Origin of the sequence: Micromonospora sp. DT229 (assembly GCF_049844505.1) — a bacterium.
Taxonomy (GTDB): domain Bacteria; phylum Actinomycetota; class Actinomycetes; order Mycobacteriales; family Micromonosporaceae; genus Micromonospora.
This window is the reverse complement of record NZ_JBNCLD010000003.1, coordinates 385,913-402,443: the sequence shown is the minus strand read 5'-3', so window position 1 is coordinate 402,443 and position 16,531 is coordinate 385,913. Positions and strand designations below refer to the sequence as shown.

21 protein-coding genes are annotated in these 16,531 nt (G+C 71.6%); 10 read left to right on the top strand and 11 right to left on the bottom strand.

The window, feature by feature from the left end:
* The first annotated feature begins 149 nt into the window (after positions 1-149).
* Entirely contained in the window at positions 150-812 is a 663-nt protein-coding gene (locus tag ACLQ2T_RS07365; RefSeq protein WP_425765210.1) for a potassium channel family protein, read from the top strand.
* A 2-nt stretch (positions 813-814) separates the two neighbouring features.
* Entirely contained in the window at positions 815-1,504 is a 690-nt protein-coding gene (locus tag ACLQ2T_RS07360; RefSeq protein ID WP_425765209.1) for a potassium channel family protein, read from the top strand.
* Positions 1,505-1,521: 17 nt separating this feature from the next.
* Here ACLQ2T_RS07360 and ACLQ2T_RS07355 read toward each other — a convergent pair whose 3' ends face one another.
* The 4 genes from ACLQ2T_RS07355 to dut all read right to left on the bottom strand — a co-directional run bounded on the left by ACLQ2T_RS07355 (position 1,522) and on the right by dut (position 3,991).
* Complete coding sequence (locus tag ACLQ2T_RS07355; RefSeq protein WP_425765208.1) at positions 1,522-2,205, bottom strand: DUF3159 domain-containing protein; 684 nt, start codon at positions 2,203-2,205, stop codon at positions 1,522-1,524.
* A 76-nt stretch (positions 2,206-2,281) separates the two neighbouring features.
* Positions 2,282-2,662, bottom strand: a complete 381-nt coding sequence (locus ACLQ2T_RS07350) for an OB-fold nucleic acid binding domain-containing protein (protein ID WP_425765207.1) — start codon at positions 2,660-2,662, stop codon at positions 2,282-2,284.
* 145 nt (positions 2,663-2,807) lie between these two features.
* On the bottom strand, positions 2,808-3,464 hold the full coding sequence (locus ACLQ2T_RS07345; RefSeq protein WP_425765206.1) for a DUF3710 domain-containing protein: 657 nt from the start codon (positions 3,462-3,464) through the stop codon (positions 2,808-2,810).
* Positions 3,461-3,991, bottom strand: a complete 531-nt coding sequence (dut, locus tag ACLQ2T_RS07340; protein WP_425765205.1) for a dUTP diphosphatase — start codon at positions 3,989-3,991, stop codon at positions 3,461-3,463. The genes ACLQ2T_RS07345 and dut overlap by 4 nt, the downstream gene beginning before the upstream one ends.
* Before the next feature lie 84 nt (positions 3,992-4,075).
* Here dut and ACLQ2T_RS07335 point away from each other — a divergent pair, with 84 nt between their 5' ends.
* Positions 4,076-4,564 carry a DUF3093 domain-containing protein gene (locus tag ACLQ2T_RS07335; protein WP_425765204.1) on the top strand — a complete coding sequence of 163 codons (489 nt, stop codon included), beginning with the start codon at positions 4,076-4,078 and terminating at the stop codon, positions 4,562-4,564.
* Positions 4,565-4,701: 137 nt separating this feature from the next.
* Here ACLQ2T_RS07335 and ACLQ2T_RS07330 read toward each other — a convergent pair whose 3' ends face one another.
* Positions 4,702-5,499, bottom strand: a complete 798-nt coding sequence (locus tag ACLQ2T_RS07330) for a hypothetical protein (protein ID WP_425765203.1) — start codon at positions 5,497-5,499, stop codon at positions 4,702-4,704.
* Positions 5,500-5,707: 208 nt separating this feature from the next.
* A complete protein-coding gene (locus ACLQ2T_RS07325; RefSeq protein ID WP_007075406.1) occupies positions 5,708-6,004 on the bottom strand; it encodes a DUF4193 domain-containing protein in 297 nt (98 codons plus the stop codon).
* Positions 6,005-6,425: 421 nt separating this feature from the next.
* Between ACLQ2T_RS07325 and ACLQ2T_RS07320 the strand changes: the two genes are divergently transcribed.
* Positions 6,426-6,941: a LytR C-terminal domain-containing protein gene (locus ACLQ2T_RS07320; protein WP_425765202.1), complete on the top strand. Its 516-nt coding sequence runs from the start codon at positions 6,426-6,428 to the stop codon at positions 6,939-6,941.
* 159 nt (positions 6,942-7,100) lie between these two features.
* On the opposite strand, the gene ACLQ2T_RS07315 is transcribed toward ACLQ2T_RS07320, so the two are convergent.
* Positions 7,101-7,916 carry an inositol monophosphatase family protein gene (locus ACLQ2T_RS07315; RefSeq protein WP_425765201.1) on the bottom strand — a complete coding sequence of 272 codons (816 nt, stop codon included), beginning with the start codon at positions 7,914-7,916 and terminating at the stop codon, positions 7,101-7,103.
* A gap of 284 nt (positions 7,917-8,200) precedes the next feature.
* Between ACLQ2T_RS07315 and ACLQ2T_RS07310 the strand changes: the two genes are divergently transcribed.
* Both ACLQ2T_RS07310 and ACLQ2T_RS07305 read left to right on the top strand, forming a co-directional pair.
* On the top strand, positions 8,201-9,814 hold the full coding sequence (locus tag ACLQ2T_RS07310; protein WP_425765200.1) for an RNA polymerase sigma factor: 1,614 nt from the start codon (positions 8,201-8,203) through the stop codon (positions 9,812-9,814).
* A 243-nt stretch (positions 9,815-10,057) separates the two neighbouring features.
* Entirely contained in the window at positions 10,058-10,291 is a 234-nt protein-coding gene (locus ACLQ2T_RS07305) for a DUF7455 domain-containing protein (RefSeq protein WP_091672175.1), read from the top strand.
* A gap of 288 nt (positions 10,292-10,579) precedes the next feature.
* On the opposite strand, the gene ACLQ2T_RS07300 is transcribed toward ACLQ2T_RS07305, so the two are convergent.
* The 3 genes from ACLQ2T_RS07300 to ACLQ2T_RS07290 all read right to left on the bottom strand — a co-directional run bounded on the left by ACLQ2T_RS07300 (position 10,580) and on the right by ACLQ2T_RS07290 (position 13,414).
* Positions 10,580-12,310, bottom strand: coding sequence for a DEAD/DEAH box helicase (locus tag ACLQ2T_RS07300; protein ID WP_425765199.1), 1,731 nt, complete (start codon positions 12,308-12,310; stop codon positions 10,580-10,582).
* A gap of 203 nt (positions 12,311-12,513) precedes the next feature.
* Positions 12,514-13,167 carry a trimeric intracellular cation channel family protein gene (locus tag ACLQ2T_RS07295; RefSeq protein WP_425765198.1) on the bottom strand — a complete coding sequence of 218 codons (654 nt, stop codon included), beginning with the start codon at positions 13,165-13,167 and terminating at the stop codon, positions 12,514-12,516.
* 28 nt (positions 13,168-13,195) lie between these two features.
* Complete coding sequence (locus ACLQ2T_RS07290) at positions 13,196-13,414, bottom strand: DUF3039 domain-containing protein (protein WP_425765197.1); 219 nt, start codon at positions 13,412-13,414, stop codon at positions 13,196-13,198.
* 92 nt (positions 13,415-13,506) lie between these two features.
* Between ACLQ2T_RS07290 and ACLQ2T_RS07285 the strand changes: the two genes are divergently transcribed.
* Entirely contained in the window at positions 13,507-14,427 is a 921-nt protein-coding gene (locus ACLQ2T_RS07285; protein WP_425765196.1) for a pseudouridine-5'-phosphate glycosidase, read from the top strand.
* 4 nt (positions 14,428-14,431) lie between these two features.
* Positions 14,432-15,361: a carbohydrate kinase family protein gene (locus ACLQ2T_RS07280; RefSeq protein ID WP_425765195.1), complete on the top strand. Its 930-nt coding sequence runs from the start codon at positions 14,432-14,434 to the stop codon at positions 15,359-15,361.
* 92 nt (positions 15,362-15,453) lie between these two features.
* Here ACLQ2T_RS07280 and ACLQ2T_RS07275 read toward each other — a convergent pair whose 3' ends face one another.
* Entirely contained in the window at positions 15,454-15,810 is a 357-nt protein-coding gene (locus tag ACLQ2T_RS07275; RefSeq protein ID WP_425765194.1) for a DUF3099 domain-containing protein, read from the bottom strand.
* 105 nt (positions 15,811-15,915) lie between these two features.
* Here ACLQ2T_RS07275 and ACLQ2T_RS07270 point away from each other — a divergent pair, with 105 nt between their 5' ends.
* Both ACLQ2T_RS07270 and ACLQ2T_RS07265 read left to right on the top strand, forming a co-directional pair.
* Positions 15,916-16,215 carry a hypothetical protein gene (locus tag ACLQ2T_RS07270; RefSeq protein ID WP_425765193.1) on the top strand — a complete coding sequence of 100 codons (300 nt, stop codon included), beginning with the start codon at positions 15,916-15,918 and terminating at the stop codon, positions 16,213-16,215.
* 2 nt (positions 16,216-16,217) lie between these two features.
* Positions 16,218-16,529, top strand: a complete 312-nt coding sequence (locus ACLQ2T_RS07265) for a hypothetical protein (RefSeq protein ID WP_425765192.1) — start codon at positions 16,218-16,220, stop codon at positions 16,527-16,529.
* Positions 16,530-16,531 lie beyond the last annotated feature (2 nt).

Below are 16,531 nucleotides of genomic sequence, written 5' to 3'. Positions count from 1 at the left end.
CAAGCGTACGACCGCCATCGGCAACCTGGTCGCCCCGCACCGCCGGTCAGGGCACTACGGGGGTCTGCGGCCGGCGGAGTAGCGTCGGTGTCCGCCTGGCGTCATGACGTGGCAGGCTCGCGGTGACGGGCGCACCTTGGGAGGGCGGCGTGCATATCGTGATCATGGGGTGTGGCCGGGTCGGGTCGACCCTGGCGCAGAGCCTCCAGTCCCGCGGGCACTCGGTGGCGGTGATCGACCAGGACGCCGACGCCTTCCGCCGACTGGGGTCCGACTTCGCCGGCACCACCGTCACCGGGGCGGGATTCGACGGTGAGGTGCTGCGCCAGGCCGGCATCGAGCGGGCGGACGCCTTCGCCGCCGTCTCCAGCGGGGACAACTCCAACATCATCTCGGCGCGGTTGGCCCGGGAGACCTTCGGGGTGTCCCGGGTGGCGGCCCGCATCTACGACCAGCGGCGGGCGCAGGTCTACGAGCGACTCGGCATCCCCACCGTGGCGACCGTGCGCTGGACCGCCGACCGGATGCTGCGACACCTGCTGCCGGAGGGCAACGTGGAGATCTTCCGCGACCCGACCAGCACCGTGTCGATCATCGAGGTGCCGGTGCACAAGGACTGGATCGGGCACCGGGTGCAGCGCCTGGAACAGGCCACCGGGGCCCGGGTGGCCTACCTGCTGCGGTTCGGCATCGGCACCCTGCCCACCGCCTCCAGCGTGGTGCAGGAGGGTGATCAGATCTTCATGCTGGTCACCGACGACATGGTGGCCGCGGTCACCGAGATCGCGGCGGCCCCGGACGGAGGGCAGTGATCATGCGAGTCGCCATCGCGGGTGCCGGCAACGTGGGCCGCTCCATCGCCCAGGAGTTGATCGAGAACGGCCACCAGGTGATGCTGATCGAGCGGCAGCCCCGGATGCTGCGGCCCGAGCGGGTGCCGCAGGCCCGCTGGGTGCTCGCGGACGCCTGCGAGCTGACCAGCCTGGAGGAGGCCGACCTGGCCGGCTGCGACGTGGTGGTCGCGGCGACCGGTGACGACAAGGCCAACCTCGTGGTCTCGCTGCTGGCCAAGACCGAGTTCGCGGTCCCCCGGGTGGTCGCCCGGATAAACCGGGCCGAGAACGAGTGGTTGTTCACCGAGCAGTGGGGGGTGGACGTCGCGGTCAGCAAGCCCCGGGTGATGGCCGCCCTGGTCGAGGAGGCGGTGACGGTGGGCGACCTGGTACGGCTGATGACCTTCCGCCAGGGCGAGGCCAACCTGGTCGAGATCACCCTGCCGCCGACCGCACCGCATGTCGGTCAACCGTTGCGTGCGGTGCCGCTGCCCCGCGATGCCGCCCTGGTGGCGATCCTGCGCGGCAAGCGGGTGCTGGTGCCCAGCCCGGACGATCCGATCGAGGTCGGCGACGAGCTGATCTTCGTCTGCACGGCCGAGATGGAGGACGCGGTACGCGCGGTGATACTCGGCCCGGACAGCGTCGAACGCACCCGCGAGTCGCGGTGAGGGTGCCGCCGCGTCGGTCAGCTACCGGCCAGCGGCGCCGGCTCGGCCTGCCGGGTGACCCGGCGTACCGTCCAGACCGTGATCAACAGCAGCATCACGTACGGCGGGTAGCCCAACGCCAGTCGGGCCACACCGAGGGCGGTGTCCTGTTCGGCGAGGTAGAGCGCGGCCTGCACGCCGACCTTGGCCAGCCACACCACCCCCCAGAGCACGGTCAGCCCGGTGAAGGTCCGGACCAGCTTCGGGTCCTCCCGCCAGGTGGAGCTGCCCTTGGCCACCAGCACCGACCAGAGCCAACCGACCAGGGGCTGACGGATCGCGGCGGAGACCAGCAGGGCCAGCCCGTAGCCGATGCCGTAGAGGATGCCGGGCAGGTAGAAGTCCCGGGCCTCACCGGTCCGCCAGGCGATCGCGGCGCCGATACCGATGCCGAACAGCCCGTTGACGGCGTGCCGTACCGGCTTGCGCTGCGCCAGCCGCAGCCCACCGATGAGCACCGCCACACCGACCGAGGCGATCACCGCGGGTCGCAGCGAACCGACGACGTTGACCACCACGAAGACCACGACCGGGATGCTGGACTCGACCAGCCCTCGCCAGCCGCCGAGCTGGTCGGCCATCTGCTCGGCGACGGTGGGCAGCCGCTCCTCGTCGTCGGCTCCGCTGGTCGCTTGGGTGGCCGGTTGCTGTCCGGTGGTCATCGCCCGCCTTTCCGGCAGAATCGTGGCTGTCGTGCCGGGGTTTCCGGACAGTCTCTCATCCTCCGGGTCACGAACGTCACGTCGACGGCTCCAACTCGTAATACGGGTTGTAGATCACCTTGCGGTCGTCTCGCAGCGCGACCCGGCCCCGCGCGGTCAGGTGTCGTCCCGGCTCGATCCCGGTGATGTGCCGTCGGCCCAGCCAGACCAGGGTGACGACGTCGCTGCCGTCGTAGAGGTCCGCCTCCAGCGCCGGCTGGTTGGTCCGGGGGGTGTAGACGACCGTACGCAGCCGCCCGGCGACGGAGACCAGCTGACCTCGTACGCACTGGGTCACCGGCACCCCGCCGCAGCGGGCACTCTCCTGCCGCAACAGCTGGGCCTCGATCTCGGCCTCACTGGCGGTGAGCCGGCGCAGCATCCGCCGCAGCGAACCCTGCCCCTCCTGCGTGGTCATGAACTCCGCGTCACCCTTTCCGGACCGGCCGGCCCACACCGACCCCGGCCGCTCCCGCAGCAGACCGGGAGGGCCCCTCGCCAGCGTACGCCGACGTGAGGCCCTCCCGGTGCTGACGATCGCGCGCCCGCCGGGCGGATCCGCCTCAGTTCGCGCCGGGCGCCGGTGCGCCTTCCGAGGCCGCGGCCTGCTCAGCCGCCTCGCCCGCCTCGCGCGGCAGTCGCAGCGGCAGCGGCTCGCGTACCGGCTTGGCCTCGATGCCGCGGTCGACTACCAGCCCCTCCATGCACCGGGCCAGGGCCCCGGCCGCGTCCGGGTTGGTCGCCGCCTCGCCCTGGTAGACCGCGCGGACCATCCAGCGGGGCCCGTCGACCCCGACGAACCGCAGATCGGTCAGGCCGTCCTCGGTGCGCACCCGGGCCCGCAGCTCGGTGCCGTACTCGCCGGTCACCTCCTGGGCGGCGGCGCCGTCGTTGAACAGCGACTGCCGGATCTCCTCACGCACCTCATCCCAGATGCCCTCGCTGCGGGGAGCGGCGAAGACCCCGAGTTGCAGGGCACTCTGCCCGTGTACCAGGACGACCTGCTGAACCACGCCCTGCGGGTCGGCCTGCACCCGCACCTCCACGTCGGGCACCGCCGGGATCTGGAGGCTGCCCAGGTCCAGCCGCTGCACCCCGACAGGGGCCTCGGTGACGTCGTACGGCCCGCGTGGCGGGGCCGCCTCGACGGTCTCCGACGCCTCGACGGTCCGCTCGTCACTGGCGTGCCGCCCCGTGGCCCGCTTCCGCGAGAAGATCACTGTGTCCACCTTCCGCTGTTCACACTCACCGTGCCCTCTCCTCCGTCCGCGCCGTCGGCCGCCGGTGGCGGCACCAGAGCGACGTGTCCGCCGGTGGACCCGTGCCCGCCGCCTCCGCGTCCGGACTCGGGCAGCTCGGCCACCGGTTGGAAGGCCGCCCGTTCCACCCGTTGCACAACGAGTTGCGCGATCCGGTCGCCCCGGGAGATCTTCACTGGCACAGCCCGATCATGGTTGATCAGGTTGACCAGGATCTCACCCCGGTAGCCGGCGTCGACCGTACCGGGCGCGTTGAGCACGGTCACGCCGAGTCTGGCCGCCAGCCCCGAACGGGGATGAACCAGGCCCACGTACCCCTCGGGCAGTGCGATCGCCACGCCGGTGGGCACCAGGACCCGACCGCCGGGTGGCAACTCGACGTCCGCAGCCGCCACCAGGTCGGCACCGGCGTCGCCGGGATGGGCGTACGCCGGCAGCGGCAGCTCGGGGTCGAGCTGGCGGACCAGCACGGGCACCACGTCGGTCACGGTTGCCTCTTTCGTCTTCTGCGCGGAGGTGACCCTGCCATCCTGCCCGGTACCCCGGCGGCCACGCGCCGTACCCTGGTATGAGTGAGCGTGTCACCCTCCCCCACCGATGCGGCTACCCGGGCCTACGCCGAACGGCTCAGCCTGCCCTGGTGGTTGTGGCTGGCCGGGCTGGCCGCCACCGGCCTGCTGGCGGTGGAGCTGTGGATGGGCGCGACCGGAGTACGCGCCTGGTTGCCCTTCGTGGTGCTGCTGCCCGCCGCCGTCGCCGCGCTGACCTGGCTGGGTCGGATCAGGATCGCGGTCACCGACGGGGAGTTCCGGGTGGACGACGCCCGGCTACCGGCACAGTTCGTCGCCGAGGTCATCGCGTTGGACGCCGACGGGCGCCGTGAGGTGCTCGGGGTCGGGGCCGATCCGCTGGCCTTCGTCGTCCAGCGGCCCTGGATCTCCAGCGCGGTGCAGGTGGTCCTCGACGACCCGAACGACCCCACTCCGTTCTGGGTGGTCAGCACCCGCCATCCGGTCGCCCTGGCCGAGGCCCTGCTGGACGCCCGCGACGCCAGCCGCTGACCGCCCCAGCGCCCCGGTACACCCCCCCGTGATCCCGCCGGAGCACATCCTGGCCAGAGGCCGTGTAACGGCGTTCAGGTGCCAGCTGACGACGGCCATGGGACCGGGTGACGGCGATCAGGGCCGGGTGACGGCGATCAGGGGCCGGGTAGCGCCGGCGGGACCGGTGGGGCGTCGGGCAGGCTGCGCCGCTGCCGGCGCAGGTCGGTGCGGAGTTGGTCGGCCAGGGTGCGGGTGGCCCGCCGGTTCAGGTAGCTCGCCACGGCCGCACCGGTGAGGAAGGGTCCCAGGGTGGTCAGGTTCCGGCCGAAGCGCTTGAGCAGGGTGTCCCGCAGCTCCCGTCGGGCGGCCGTGCCGAGTACGGCACCGATGCCCACCCCGGGCACCATCGGGTTGACCCCGCGTTGGTTGGCCCAGGCCTGAAGCAGCGCGACGGTGCGCTGGGCACCCGCGGCGGGCAGCGGGGCCCGGTAGATCTCGTGCAGCTCCCCGGTCAGCTTCAACTCGATGGCCACCACGGCCACGGTCTCCGCGGCGAGCAGGACCGGCGCGGAGAGCAGGCTGGGGGTGACCGTCCACTGGACCGCCGAGGCGCCCCCGCCGGCCGCACCGACACCGGCGGTCGCCCTGGCGGCATTGCGTACCAGCCGATCGGCCAGCGCCTCGTCGTCCAGGTCAGGGAAGTGCCGGCGCAGGGTGGCCAGGTCACGGATCGGCACGTGTGGGGCGATCTCGGCGACCACCTCGGTCATCCAGCGCAGCGCCGTCCTCGGCTTGAACAGCCCGCCGACCCCACGGGCCCGGGCCTGCCGGACCAGGCGCCCCAGCAACTGACGCCGCCGAGCCGGCTCGATCTCGTCGGCGGTCAACGCCGCGACGGTCGTACCCAGCTCGTCGGCACCGTCGCCGTCGATGCCCGCGCTCCACTCGCTCATGCCGACGCTCCGGTCGACGCCCACTCGCGCCACCGCCGTACGCCGATGGTTCGTTCCCTCACTGCCCGACCTCCCCGACTGGCGGCCGCCGGCGCGACGGCCACCCCTTACGAGTGAAGCAGGTCGATCGGCGCGGCGCTCGCCGAGCCGGGCAGCGGCGGCTCCCCGAGGAAGCCGCCGCCGTGCGGTGGTGGTGTCGGGTGGTCGGTCAGACGCACTCGCGGCAGATCAGCTCGCCGTTGCGTTCGACCGCCAGTTGGCTGCGGTGGTGCACGAGGAAGCAGCGAGCACAGCGGAACTCGTCCTGCTGCATCGGCAGCACCTTGACCGTCAACTCCTCGTCGGCCAGGTCAGCACCAGGCAACTCGAAGCTCTCAGCCACTTCGGCCTCGTCGACGTCCACGGCGCCCGACTGCGAGTCGACACGCCGGGCCTTCAGCTCTTCCAGGCTGTCCTCGCCGAGGTCGACCTCGTCCCGGCGCGGAGCGTCGTAGTCGGTGGCCATCGGTTTCACTCTCCCATTTCGATGTTGTCGCTTCCGGTTGTAACGCCGGGCGACGCTGTTTCGGTTCCGCTGGCCGGCCACCGCTAGTGTCGGCCACCCGACCCGACGACCGCTCGGGCCGGTCCGCCCGGAAGAATCTCCCGGCGAGCGCGGAACCCTACCCCCCCTTTAGGCGAGGCATGTATACCGCCCTCGTGGCTGAGATGTACGCCCCTGCACGGGAAGTTGTTCCCAATGTGACTCAGGCGACACGAAGATAGGGGTAGTACTACCCGGTTCTCGGGTGGCGCGCCGGTATGTCGGACTGTTTCCACGCGACGGTCGGACAGCGGTTAACCTCAGCGGCGTACCAGACGGCCCGACCGTCGACGTCCGCCGCCACCCATCACTGTCCGGGAGCGCCCTGATGAGTTTTGCGCGAGTGCGAGCACTCGTAATCGTCGGCATGCTGGCGGTGATCGCCCTGGTCTTCGTCGTGATCGCGGTGGTCCGGGACACCCAGAGTAACGCCGGTGCCGCCGAGGGATGCCCCGCGGACTGGCCCCGCGCCGACGTGACCCTGCGCAACCACAAGGATGTCAAGATCCGGGTGTTCAACGGCACCGACCGCCCCGGGTTGGCCTCCAGCGTCGGCGACGACTTCCGCAACCGCGACTTCCAGGTGGAAAAGGAAGCAAACGAGAAGAAGCAGATCGACGAGGTCGCGGTGCTGCGTTACGGCCCCAAGGGGGTCGGATCGGCCCATCTGCTGCGGGCCTACTTCCTCGGCAACGCCGAACTGGAGTACGACGCCAAGCGCCCGGACGATGTCGTCGACGTCGTGCTCGGCAACGAGTTCCAGCAGTTGGCCACCACCACCGAGGTCAACCAGTCCATCGGTGACCTGGGTGCCCCGGTCGCTCCGCCCGGCTCCTGCCCGTTGCCGGTCGACAACTGACTTCGGCCACCGGGCCGCTCGAATCCCGTGACCGGGGCAGCACCCCTGACCGTACGGACCGACATGACCGGCCGCACGGTCAGATCCCGACTCGTCCGGCCGGACGACACCGAGGGGTCGAGGTCGACCCCGGGCCGGTTCGGCGAGGGTCGTACGGGCTCAGGGGCCGCCGTCGGCGTCCAGTTCGACCAGGCGGTCGTGCAGCGGGGTGAAGAGCGCCGCAGGCGCGGCGACGACCATGTCCGGACCGGGGGCCCGCCCCCGCAGGCCATCGACCCGCAGACCCGCCTCCGTGGCGACCAGCGCCCCGGCCGCCTGGTCCCAGACGGCCAGCCCCTTCTCGTAGTACGCGTCGGCCCGGCCCTCGGCCACCAGGCAGAGGTCGATGGCGGCGGCGCCGAGTCGGCGGATGTCCCGTACCTGCGGAATCAACTCGGCCACCACCCGGGCCTGATGGGCCCGACGGGCCGGGTCGTAGCCGAATCCGGTGATCACCAGGGTCTGTCCGAGGTCGGTCTCGGCGGAGCAACGCAGCCGCCGGCCGGCCCGCCAGGCCCCGCCGCCGAGGGTGGCGGTCCACTCCTCGCCGGTGTGGATGTTGCGCACCACACCGGCCACCACCTGGCCTTCGACCTCGGCGGCGATGGACACCGCCGAATGCCCCAGCCCGTACAGGTAGTTGACCGTGCCGTCGATGGGATCCACGATCCAGCGCACCTGGGCGGCGACGCTACCGGGAGCCGCCGCGCCGTACTCCTCGCCCAACATGGCGTCGTCCGGCCGAAGCCGCCGCAGCGCCTCGCTGATCTGGCGCTCGACGGCCCGGTCGGCGGCGGTCACCACGTCGGTGACGGTGCTCTTGGTCGCGGCGACCGAGACCCCCTCGGAGCGCATCCGGGAGGCGGTGTCGGCGGCCTCCCGGGCCACCTCGACCGCGATTTCCAACAGTTCCTGCGCCGCCGGGCGATCCATCATCCGTCCCCTTCCCGCACGGCCGGGTGTCCGGGTCGCACGCGGGTATCATCTTTACAAACTCCACAAGCGCACCGAATCGGCGGCCTCGGCCGTCGTTCAGCCGTGCGGCGCAGGATGATCGCCGCAGACGGCGTTACAATTCACCCCTGCCCACGCGCCACGGATGGCCGAACGATCGGTCGACCGGGGACACGGGGGTTCCTCAACCACATCGCCCGGCACGGTGCACCACTCTGCGCCGGACGATCCGGCCGTGCTCGCTCTTCGCCTCCGGAAGGTCATTCGTGACAGAACCCCGCCAGACCGGCGCCGACGTTCGCTCGCTCACCGACACCCTGATCGCCCACGCGCAGAGCGCCGGCGGCCAGCTCACGTCGGCCCAGCTCGCGCGCACCGTCGAGTCCGCCGAGGTGACTCCGGCCCAGGCCAAGAAGATCCTGCGGGCGCTCTCCGAGGCTGGAGTGACCGTGGTGGTCGACGGCTCGGCCAGCACCCGCCGCCGGGTTGCCGCCGCCCGCTCCGCGACCCCGGCGTCCCGCGCCACCACTGCCAAGACCACCAAGAAGGCGGCCCCTCCCGCCCCGGCCGCCCCGAAGCAGGCACCCGCCGCTGAGGAGGCCACCGCCCCGGCCCCCCGGAAGGCGACCTCCCGCAAGCCCGGCACCGCCGCCGAGGTGGCCGCCAAGGCTGCCACTCCGGCCAAGAAGTCGACCCGGGCCACCAAGGCGACCGTGGCCGCCGCGAGCGCCGTGAAGCCCGCCAAGGCCGCCGGTAAGGCCAAGGGCGAGGGCGCCGAGGGCGACGTCGACCCCGAGGAACTCGCCGCCGAGATCGAGGACGTGGTGGTCGAGGAGCCGGCCGAGCTGACCCAGGCGGCCGAGGCCGACGCGGCGAGTTCCGCCAGCGACAACGACTTCGAGTGGGACGACGAGGAGTCCGAGGCCCTCAAGCAGGCCCGCCGGGACGCCGAGCTGACCGCCTCGGCCGACTCGGTCCGGGCGTACCTCAAGCAGATCGGCAAGGTTCCGCTGCTCAACGCGGAGCAGGAGGTGGAGCTGGCCAAGCGGATCGAGGCCGGCCTCTACGCCGCCGAGCGCCTGCGGGCCGCCGACGAGGGCGAGGAGAAGCTCGCCCGCGACATGCAGCGTGACCTGCTCTGGATCTCCCGGGACGGTGAGCGGGCGAAGAACCACCTGCTGGAGGCCAACCTCCGGCTGGTCGTCTCGCTCGCGAAGCGGTACACCGGTCGCGGCATGGCCTTCCTCGACCTCATCCAGGAAGGCAACCTCGGCCTCATCCGCGCCGTCGAGAAGTTCGACTACACCAAGGGCTACAAGTTCTCCACCTACGCCACCTGGTGGATCCGACAGGCCATCACCCGCGCCATGGCCGACCAGGCCCGCACCATCCGCATCCCGGTCCACATGGTCGAGGTGATCAACAAGCTGGGTCGGATCCAGCGCGAGCTGCTCCAGGACCTGGGCCGCGAGCCCACCCCGGAGGAGCTGGCCAAGGAGATGGACATCACACCGGAGAAGGTGCTGGAGATCCAGCAGTACGCCCGGGAGCCCATCTCGCTCGACCAGACCATCGGCGACGAGGGCGACAGCCAGCTCGGTGACTTCATCGAGGACTCCGAGGCCGTGGTGGCGGTCGACGCGGTCTCCTTCTCGCTGCTCCAGGATCAGCTTCAGCAGGTGCTCCAGACGTTGTCCGAGCGTGAGGCGGGTGTGGTACGCCTGCGGTTCGGCCTGACCGACGGGCAGCCGCGCACCCTGGACGAGATCGGCCAGGTCTACGGCGTGACCCGCGAACGCATCCGGCAGATCGAATCCAAGACCATGTCCAAGTTGCGACACCCGTCGCGTTCCCAGGTGTTGCGCGACTACCTCGACTGATCAGCAATCGTCAACCGATCGTGTCGTTTTGATCACCAGGCGTCAAGGCCGGGCGCTGATCAGGTGGTTGCACGAATGTGATCGTTGACGTGACACCCTGGGTACCCGGCACACTGTCGGTGTCAGGTGTGACCTCGGTCCCCCGGGGGCACACAGGGAAGGCGAGACCCGGAATGGGTGTTGCACGATAGGTGACCAAGACCGAAGAGAGTGTTCATCGGTGACGACCAGAGGAGGAAGGCGATGACCCCGACCCTCACGCCGCCGCCCGAGACGGTGAGCCCCCCGGCCGCCGATGAACGGTGCGACCGCTGCAATGCTGCCGGCAAGCTCCGGATCACCCTCGCGGGAGGCAGTGAGCTGGTGTTCTGTGGACACCACGCCAACAAGTACGCCGAGGATCTCGTGAAGATCACCGTACGGTTCGCGACGGACCCGGAGTTCTCCTGGCGCGGCGCCGACCTGATGGCCAACTGAGGATCCACAACCCGACATAAAGCGGCCGGAGGCATCCCCTGGATGCCTCCGGCCGCTTTCGTCCCCACCCCACTCACCCCCACCGCGCTCCCACCCCCCACCCGCGCACCCGGCACCCCGCACCCTGGCGTTGTTGATCAAGAAGTTTGCGTCACGAGAAAGCGATTTCTTGACGCAAACTTCTTGATCAACACGAGCTGGGCGGCGAGCTTGGGCGGCGAGCTTGGGCGGCGAGCTTGGGGGTGGGTTTGGGGATGGGTTTGGGGGTGGGTTTGGGGGGTGGAGGGGTTAGAGGGTTTGGACGGTGGCTATGCGTTCTTCTAGTTGTTCGATGGTGGCCTGGGCGCTGGGAGGGCCGCCGCAGAGTCGGCGCAGCTCGGCGTGGATCTTGCCGTGAGGTTGACCGGTGCGGTGGTGGCGGGCGGCGACCAGGGCGTTGAGTTGCCGGCGCAGGGCCACCCGGCGCTGGGCGGCGCTCATCGGGGCCGGTGGGGCCGCCACCGGAGCCGACGACTCGGACTGCCGCTCGGCGGCGCGGCGGCGTTGGGCGGCCAACTGCTCGGCCTGCCGCTTGGACAGCAGCGCGGCGACCTGATCCGCGGTCAGCAGGCCCGGCAGTCCCAGGTACTCCTCCTCCTCCGGGGTGCCCGCCTGGGCGGCCGTGCCGAAGGAGGCGCCGTCGAAGATCACCTGGTCCAGCTCGGCGGTGGCGGACAGGGCGGCGAAGCGCTTCTCCAACTCGCCGCTGGCCTGCTCGTCCCGCTGGGCCCGCTCCAGCAGGTCGTCGTCGAAGCCCTCCCGGTCCTTGGGCTTGCCCAGTACGTGGTCCCGCTCGGTCTCCATCTCACTGGCCAGCCCGAGCAGGTGCGGCACGCTGGGCAGGAAGACCGAGGCGGTCTCCCCCGGCCGACGAGCCCGAACGAACCGCCCGATGGCCTGGGCGAAGTACAGGGGGGTGCTGGCGCTGGTGGCGTACACCCCGACGGCCAGCCGGGGGATGTCCACCCCCTCGGAGACCATCCGCACCGCGACCAGCCAGCGTTGCTCAGAGGCCGCGAAGGTCGCGATCCGGGCCGAGGCACCCACGTCGTCGGAGAGCACCACGGCGGCCTTCTCCCCGGTCACCTGCTCGATGAGCTTGGCGTACGACCGGGCGGCCTGCTGGTCGGTGGCGATGATCAGTCCACCGGCGTCCGGCATACCGGCCTCCCGGAGCACGCTCAGCCGGGCGTCGGCGGCCCGCAGCACCTGCGGCATCCAGTCACCGGCCGGGTCCAGGGCGGTACGCCACGCCTGGGCGACGAGATCCTGCGTCATCGGCTCACCCAGCCGGGCCGCCAGCTCCTCACCGGCGTTGGTGCGCCACCGGGTCTCCCCCGAGTACGCCAGGAACAGCACCGGCCGCACCACGCCGTCGCGCAGGGCGTCGGAGTAGCCGTAGACCGAGTCGGCCCGGGAGCGCAGCAGACCGTCCTCGCCGCGCTCGTAGCTGACGAAGGGGATCGGATTGTCATCCGAGCGGAACGGGGTACCGGTCAGCATCAGCCGGCGTACCGCGGGCTCGAAGGACGCCTTCACCCCGTCGCCCCAGGTACGGGAGTCGCCGGCGTGGTGGATCTCGTCCAGGATGACCAGCGTTCGCCGGGTCATGGTGCGGCGTCGATGCACCTGGGGGGCCATGCCCACCTGTGCGTAGGTGACCACCGCGCCGTGGAAGTCGGCCGAGGAGTGCAGGTCGGCGTTGCGGAAGGCGGCGTCCAGTTGGATGCCGACCCGGGCCGCGGCCTGCGCCCACTGGGTCTTCAGGTGCTCGGTCGGAGCGACCACGGTGACGGCCTCGACGGTGCCGTCGGCCAGCAGTTCGGCCGCGATCCGCAGGGCGAAGGTGGTCTTACCGGCGCCGGGGGTGGCGACCGCGGTGAAATCCTCGCTGCGCCGGCGCAGGTACTCCACCAGTGCCTTACGCTGCCAGGCCCGCAGGGGCGGGAAGGTCTCGAGCGCCGGCGTCCGGGCTGCCACGCGTTGGCTCCTCTCCGATGCGCACGATGGCCCGACCGCAGGCCGACGGACCGGGCCGAGGGGCAGGTCGGTCGCCCCATGAAAACGCCTCCGCGCACCACGGCCGCGAAGGCCGGTTCAGCATAACCAGCAGCGGCCTCGCGCCCCACTCGACGCCACACGGTGGTCCGTGCGCTGCGCCATCGCCCTGCGACGGGGTCGCGCTAGTCCGGTGACGGTCCGGGGGCGCCGGTGCGCGGTGGTCGCAAGGTCGCCACCGGCGCCGACCAGCGCCGCCGCAGGGCCACCAGGCGTACGCCGAAGACCAGGACCGCCGCCGCGGTGAGTGGGGCCGGCCCGGTGTGGCCGAGCGTGTTCAGGAGCACCACCAGGATCGCCCCGGCCAGGGCGGCCACGGCGTAGATCTCCCGTCGCAGCACGACCGGGATCTCGGCGGTCAGCAGGTCGCGGCAGAGCCCGCCACCGATGGCGGTGATCATGCCGATCAGGCCGGCACCCACCGGGGGCACCTGGGCGTCCAGGGCCTTGAGGGTGCCGGCGACGGTGAACAGCCCCAGCCCGGCCGCGTCCAGCACCAGCACGGTGGTGCGGAGCCGGGCGAACTGCGGGTGCAGCCAGAAGATCGCCCCGGCGGTGACCGCGGCGGTGGTCGCGTACCGCCAGTCGGCGAAGGCCAGAGGCGGAACCTCGCCGATCACCAGATCCCGGACGATCCCGCCACCAAGGGCGGCGACGAAGCCGACGAAGACGACACCGAACAGGTCGAGCCGCTTGGCCACCGCCGCGGAGGCACCCGAGGCGGCGAAGACCGTCACTCCGGCCAGGTCAGCCAGGAGCAGGGCGGTGGAGGTGGTCACCGCCGCAGGTTACGCCGCCCGAGCAGGCTCACTCCTTGTACGAGTCGTAAATCTCCTTGCACTTCGGGCAGACCGGCGATCCCGGTTTGGGAGTCTTCGTCACCGGAAAGGTCTCGCCGCACAACGCCACGACGAAGGTGCCCATGACGGCACTTTCGGCGATCTTTTCCTTCCGGACGTAGTGGAACATCTCCGGACCGGTGTCGGCGTCCTTCAGTTCCGGACGCTCAAGGACCTGTGCGCTCACGTCTGCACCTCCGGCCGTCAAGTCTTGCAGGTCCGCGTGGCCCCGGTCCACCTGAGGGTGACCAGCGCCGCTGGGCAGTACGGTGGGCAACCGTGACCAACTTTCATCTTCGCTACGGCACCGAGGTGGCCGAGGCGCTGCGCGAACGCCGTCCGGTGGTCGCCCTGGAAAGCACCATCGTCTCGCACGGCCTGCCCCGGCCGGACAATCTGACGGTCGCCCGTCAGATCGAGCAGGCGGTACGGGACGCGGGCGCGGTGCCGGCCACCATCGGCATGGTCTCCGGTGAGCTGGTGGTGGGCCTCGACGACGCCGAGCTGACCCGGCTGGCCACCGCCGACGGGGTGACCAAGCTCTCCGTACGCGATCTGGCCGTGGCCGCGGCCACCGGCGCGGACGGCGCCACCACGGTGGCCGCGACGAGTGCCCTGGCCGCAGCGGCGGGGATCAGGGTGTTCGCCACCGGTGGGCTCGGCGGGGTGCACCGGGAGGCGGCGCAGACCTTCGACGAGTCCGCCGACCTGGTGGCCCTGGCCGCCACCCCGATCGCGGTGGTCTGCGCCGGGGTCAAGTCGATCCTCGACGTGGGCGCGACGCTGGAACGCCTGGAGACCCTGGGGGTGACCGTCGTCGGCTACCGCACCCGCCGCTTCCCCGGCTTCTTCATCACCGACGGCGGCTTCGACCTGGACTGGTCCGTCGACTCCCCGGAGTTGATCGCCGAGGTGCTGGCCGCGCGCGAACAGCACGGCGTCCAGCACGGCGGCCTGGTCGTCGCCAACCCGCTGCCCACCGAGGAGCAGCTGGATCCGCAACTGCACGACCGTACCCTCGCCGAGGGGCTGGCCCGGCTGGAGCGCGACGGGATCAGCGGCAAGGCCGTGACGCCGTACCTGCTGGCCCACTTCCACTCCGCCACCCAGGGCGCGAGCCTGGCGGTCAACGTCCGGATCATCCTGCGCAACGCCGACCTCGCCGCCCGGATCGCGGTCGCCGCCGCCCGCCGTGGGTGACGCCGTGCCCTCCGACCCCGCGAGACCCGGTCCGGCCGGTCACGGCGGTCGGATCCTGGTCGTCGGTGACGTGATCACCGACGTGGTGGCGATGCTGGCCGGCCCGCTGGCGTCCGGCTCGGACACGGCGGCGGAGATCCGGTTCACCGGGGGCGGCCAGGCCGCCAACACGGCTGCCTGGCTGGCCGCCCAGGGGGTTCCGGTGACGCTCGTCGCCGCGGTCGGTGACGACGCCGCAGGGCGGGACCGGGTGGCGGAGTTGACCGCCGCCGGGGTGGACTGCGCCGTGGCCCGGATCGCCGGATGCTCCACCGGCACGGTGATCGTGCTGGCCGCAGGCGACGAACGCACCATGATCACCGAGCGCGGGGCGAATCTCCGGTTGACCCCGGAACATGTCGAGCAGGCCCTGGCCGGGGCGCCGGAGGCGACCCATCTGCACCTGTCCGGGTACGCCCTGCTGGACCCCGGTTCCCGACCGGCCGGGCTGCACGCGCTGGCCCTCGCCCGTCAGCGGGGCCTGACCACAAGCGTCGACGCGGCCTCGGCGGCACCCCTGCGGGCGGCCGGGGCGGTGGCCTTCCTGTCCTGGGTACGCGGGGTGGATGTGCTGCTGGTGAACACCGACGAGGCGGCCGTGTTGGCCGGCGGACTGGATCCGGTGGCGCAGGGGCGGGCCCTGGTGGCCTCGGCCCGACGGGTGGTGGTCAAGCAGGCTGCGGCCGGCGCGACCTGGGTGGACCGACAGCCGACGATCGTGGCCATACCGGCGCGCCGGGTGGCGGTGGTGGACGTGACCGGAGCCGGTGACGCCTTCGCCGCCGGGCTGCTGACCGCGTGGCTGGCCGACGCGCCACCCCACGCCGCACTGGAGCGGGCCACCCGCCTCGGCGCGGCGGCGGTCTCCCAGGTCGGCGCCCGCCCGGCCGGCTGATCCGGCCGGGCGGTCCCGCGAACCAGACGACACCGCCCCCGCGGGCAGAACCGGTACCGCGGGGGCGGTGGGCAGATCCGGCTACCCGGCCGTCAGGGCTCGCCGTCGATGATCTTGTGGGGCCGTTCCTCGGCGGTGAGACTCATCGCCGGGGCCTCGGTCTGTCGACGGGCCCGGAAGCGGTTGGCCAGCCGGTGTCGCTCCTTCGGCGGGCGGTCGTTGGCCAGCAGCACCGCCAGCCAGGGGACGACCAGCATGCCCACCGCCAGCAGGGGCAACCAGAGCCAGAGCAGGGGTGTGCGGGCGCCGACCAGGATGGCACCGACGATCAGACAGGCCACCCGGACGCCCATCATCGCGATGTAGCGCCGTTGCCGGGTGGTCAGTTGGTCGTCCTGGCTTTGCGAGGCGTCGGTGATGAGGATCGGTCGGTACGCCTGACGCTTCACCGTCTACCTCCTCGGGGACTGGTCCCATCCTGTCACTGCCACCGGCCCGCCGACGAGGATTGTCGGCCCCGGGATCCCGTGTTACGCGCGTGGTACGCTCTCGCCGTGGGCAGCCGGTTCAGCTTCACCGACGAGGCGTTGGCCAACCTGCGGGTCTACGACGTCACACCGGGGGAAGTCTGGGCGGCGCTGCACAGCGGTCGGCGAGTCATCCGCCACCTCGGCGACGACGTGATGGTGGTCTACGCCACCACCGCCCACGGGCGGCGGATCGCCGTGCTGCTGGCCGAGGCCGACGGGGCCGACAACGACTGGGACGTCCTGTCCGCCCGCGAGTTGAGTGACGTCGAGGCCAAGCGCTACGACGAGGCCGTACGAAGATCTCCGGAGAGCAGGAGGCGGTGACGATGGACCGTCACGACGCGACCAAGCAGTTCCACGGCGGCGGCGAGCGACTCGCCGAGTTGATCGACGAGAGCCGACCCGTGGAGCTACCTGTCCCCGACACCGACACCCCGATGGTCAGCCGCTCGGTCAGGTTGCCGCTGGAGACCTACGAGCGGGTCCGGGAAGCGGCCGACGCCCGGGGCATCGGGGTGACCACCCTGATGCGGCAGTGGATCGAGGCCGGCCTCGCCGATCTGGACGACTCCGCCACGGTCTCGCTGGCCGACGTCCGACGGGCCATCGCCTCGCTGGCCCAGCCCAGCGCCGCCTGACG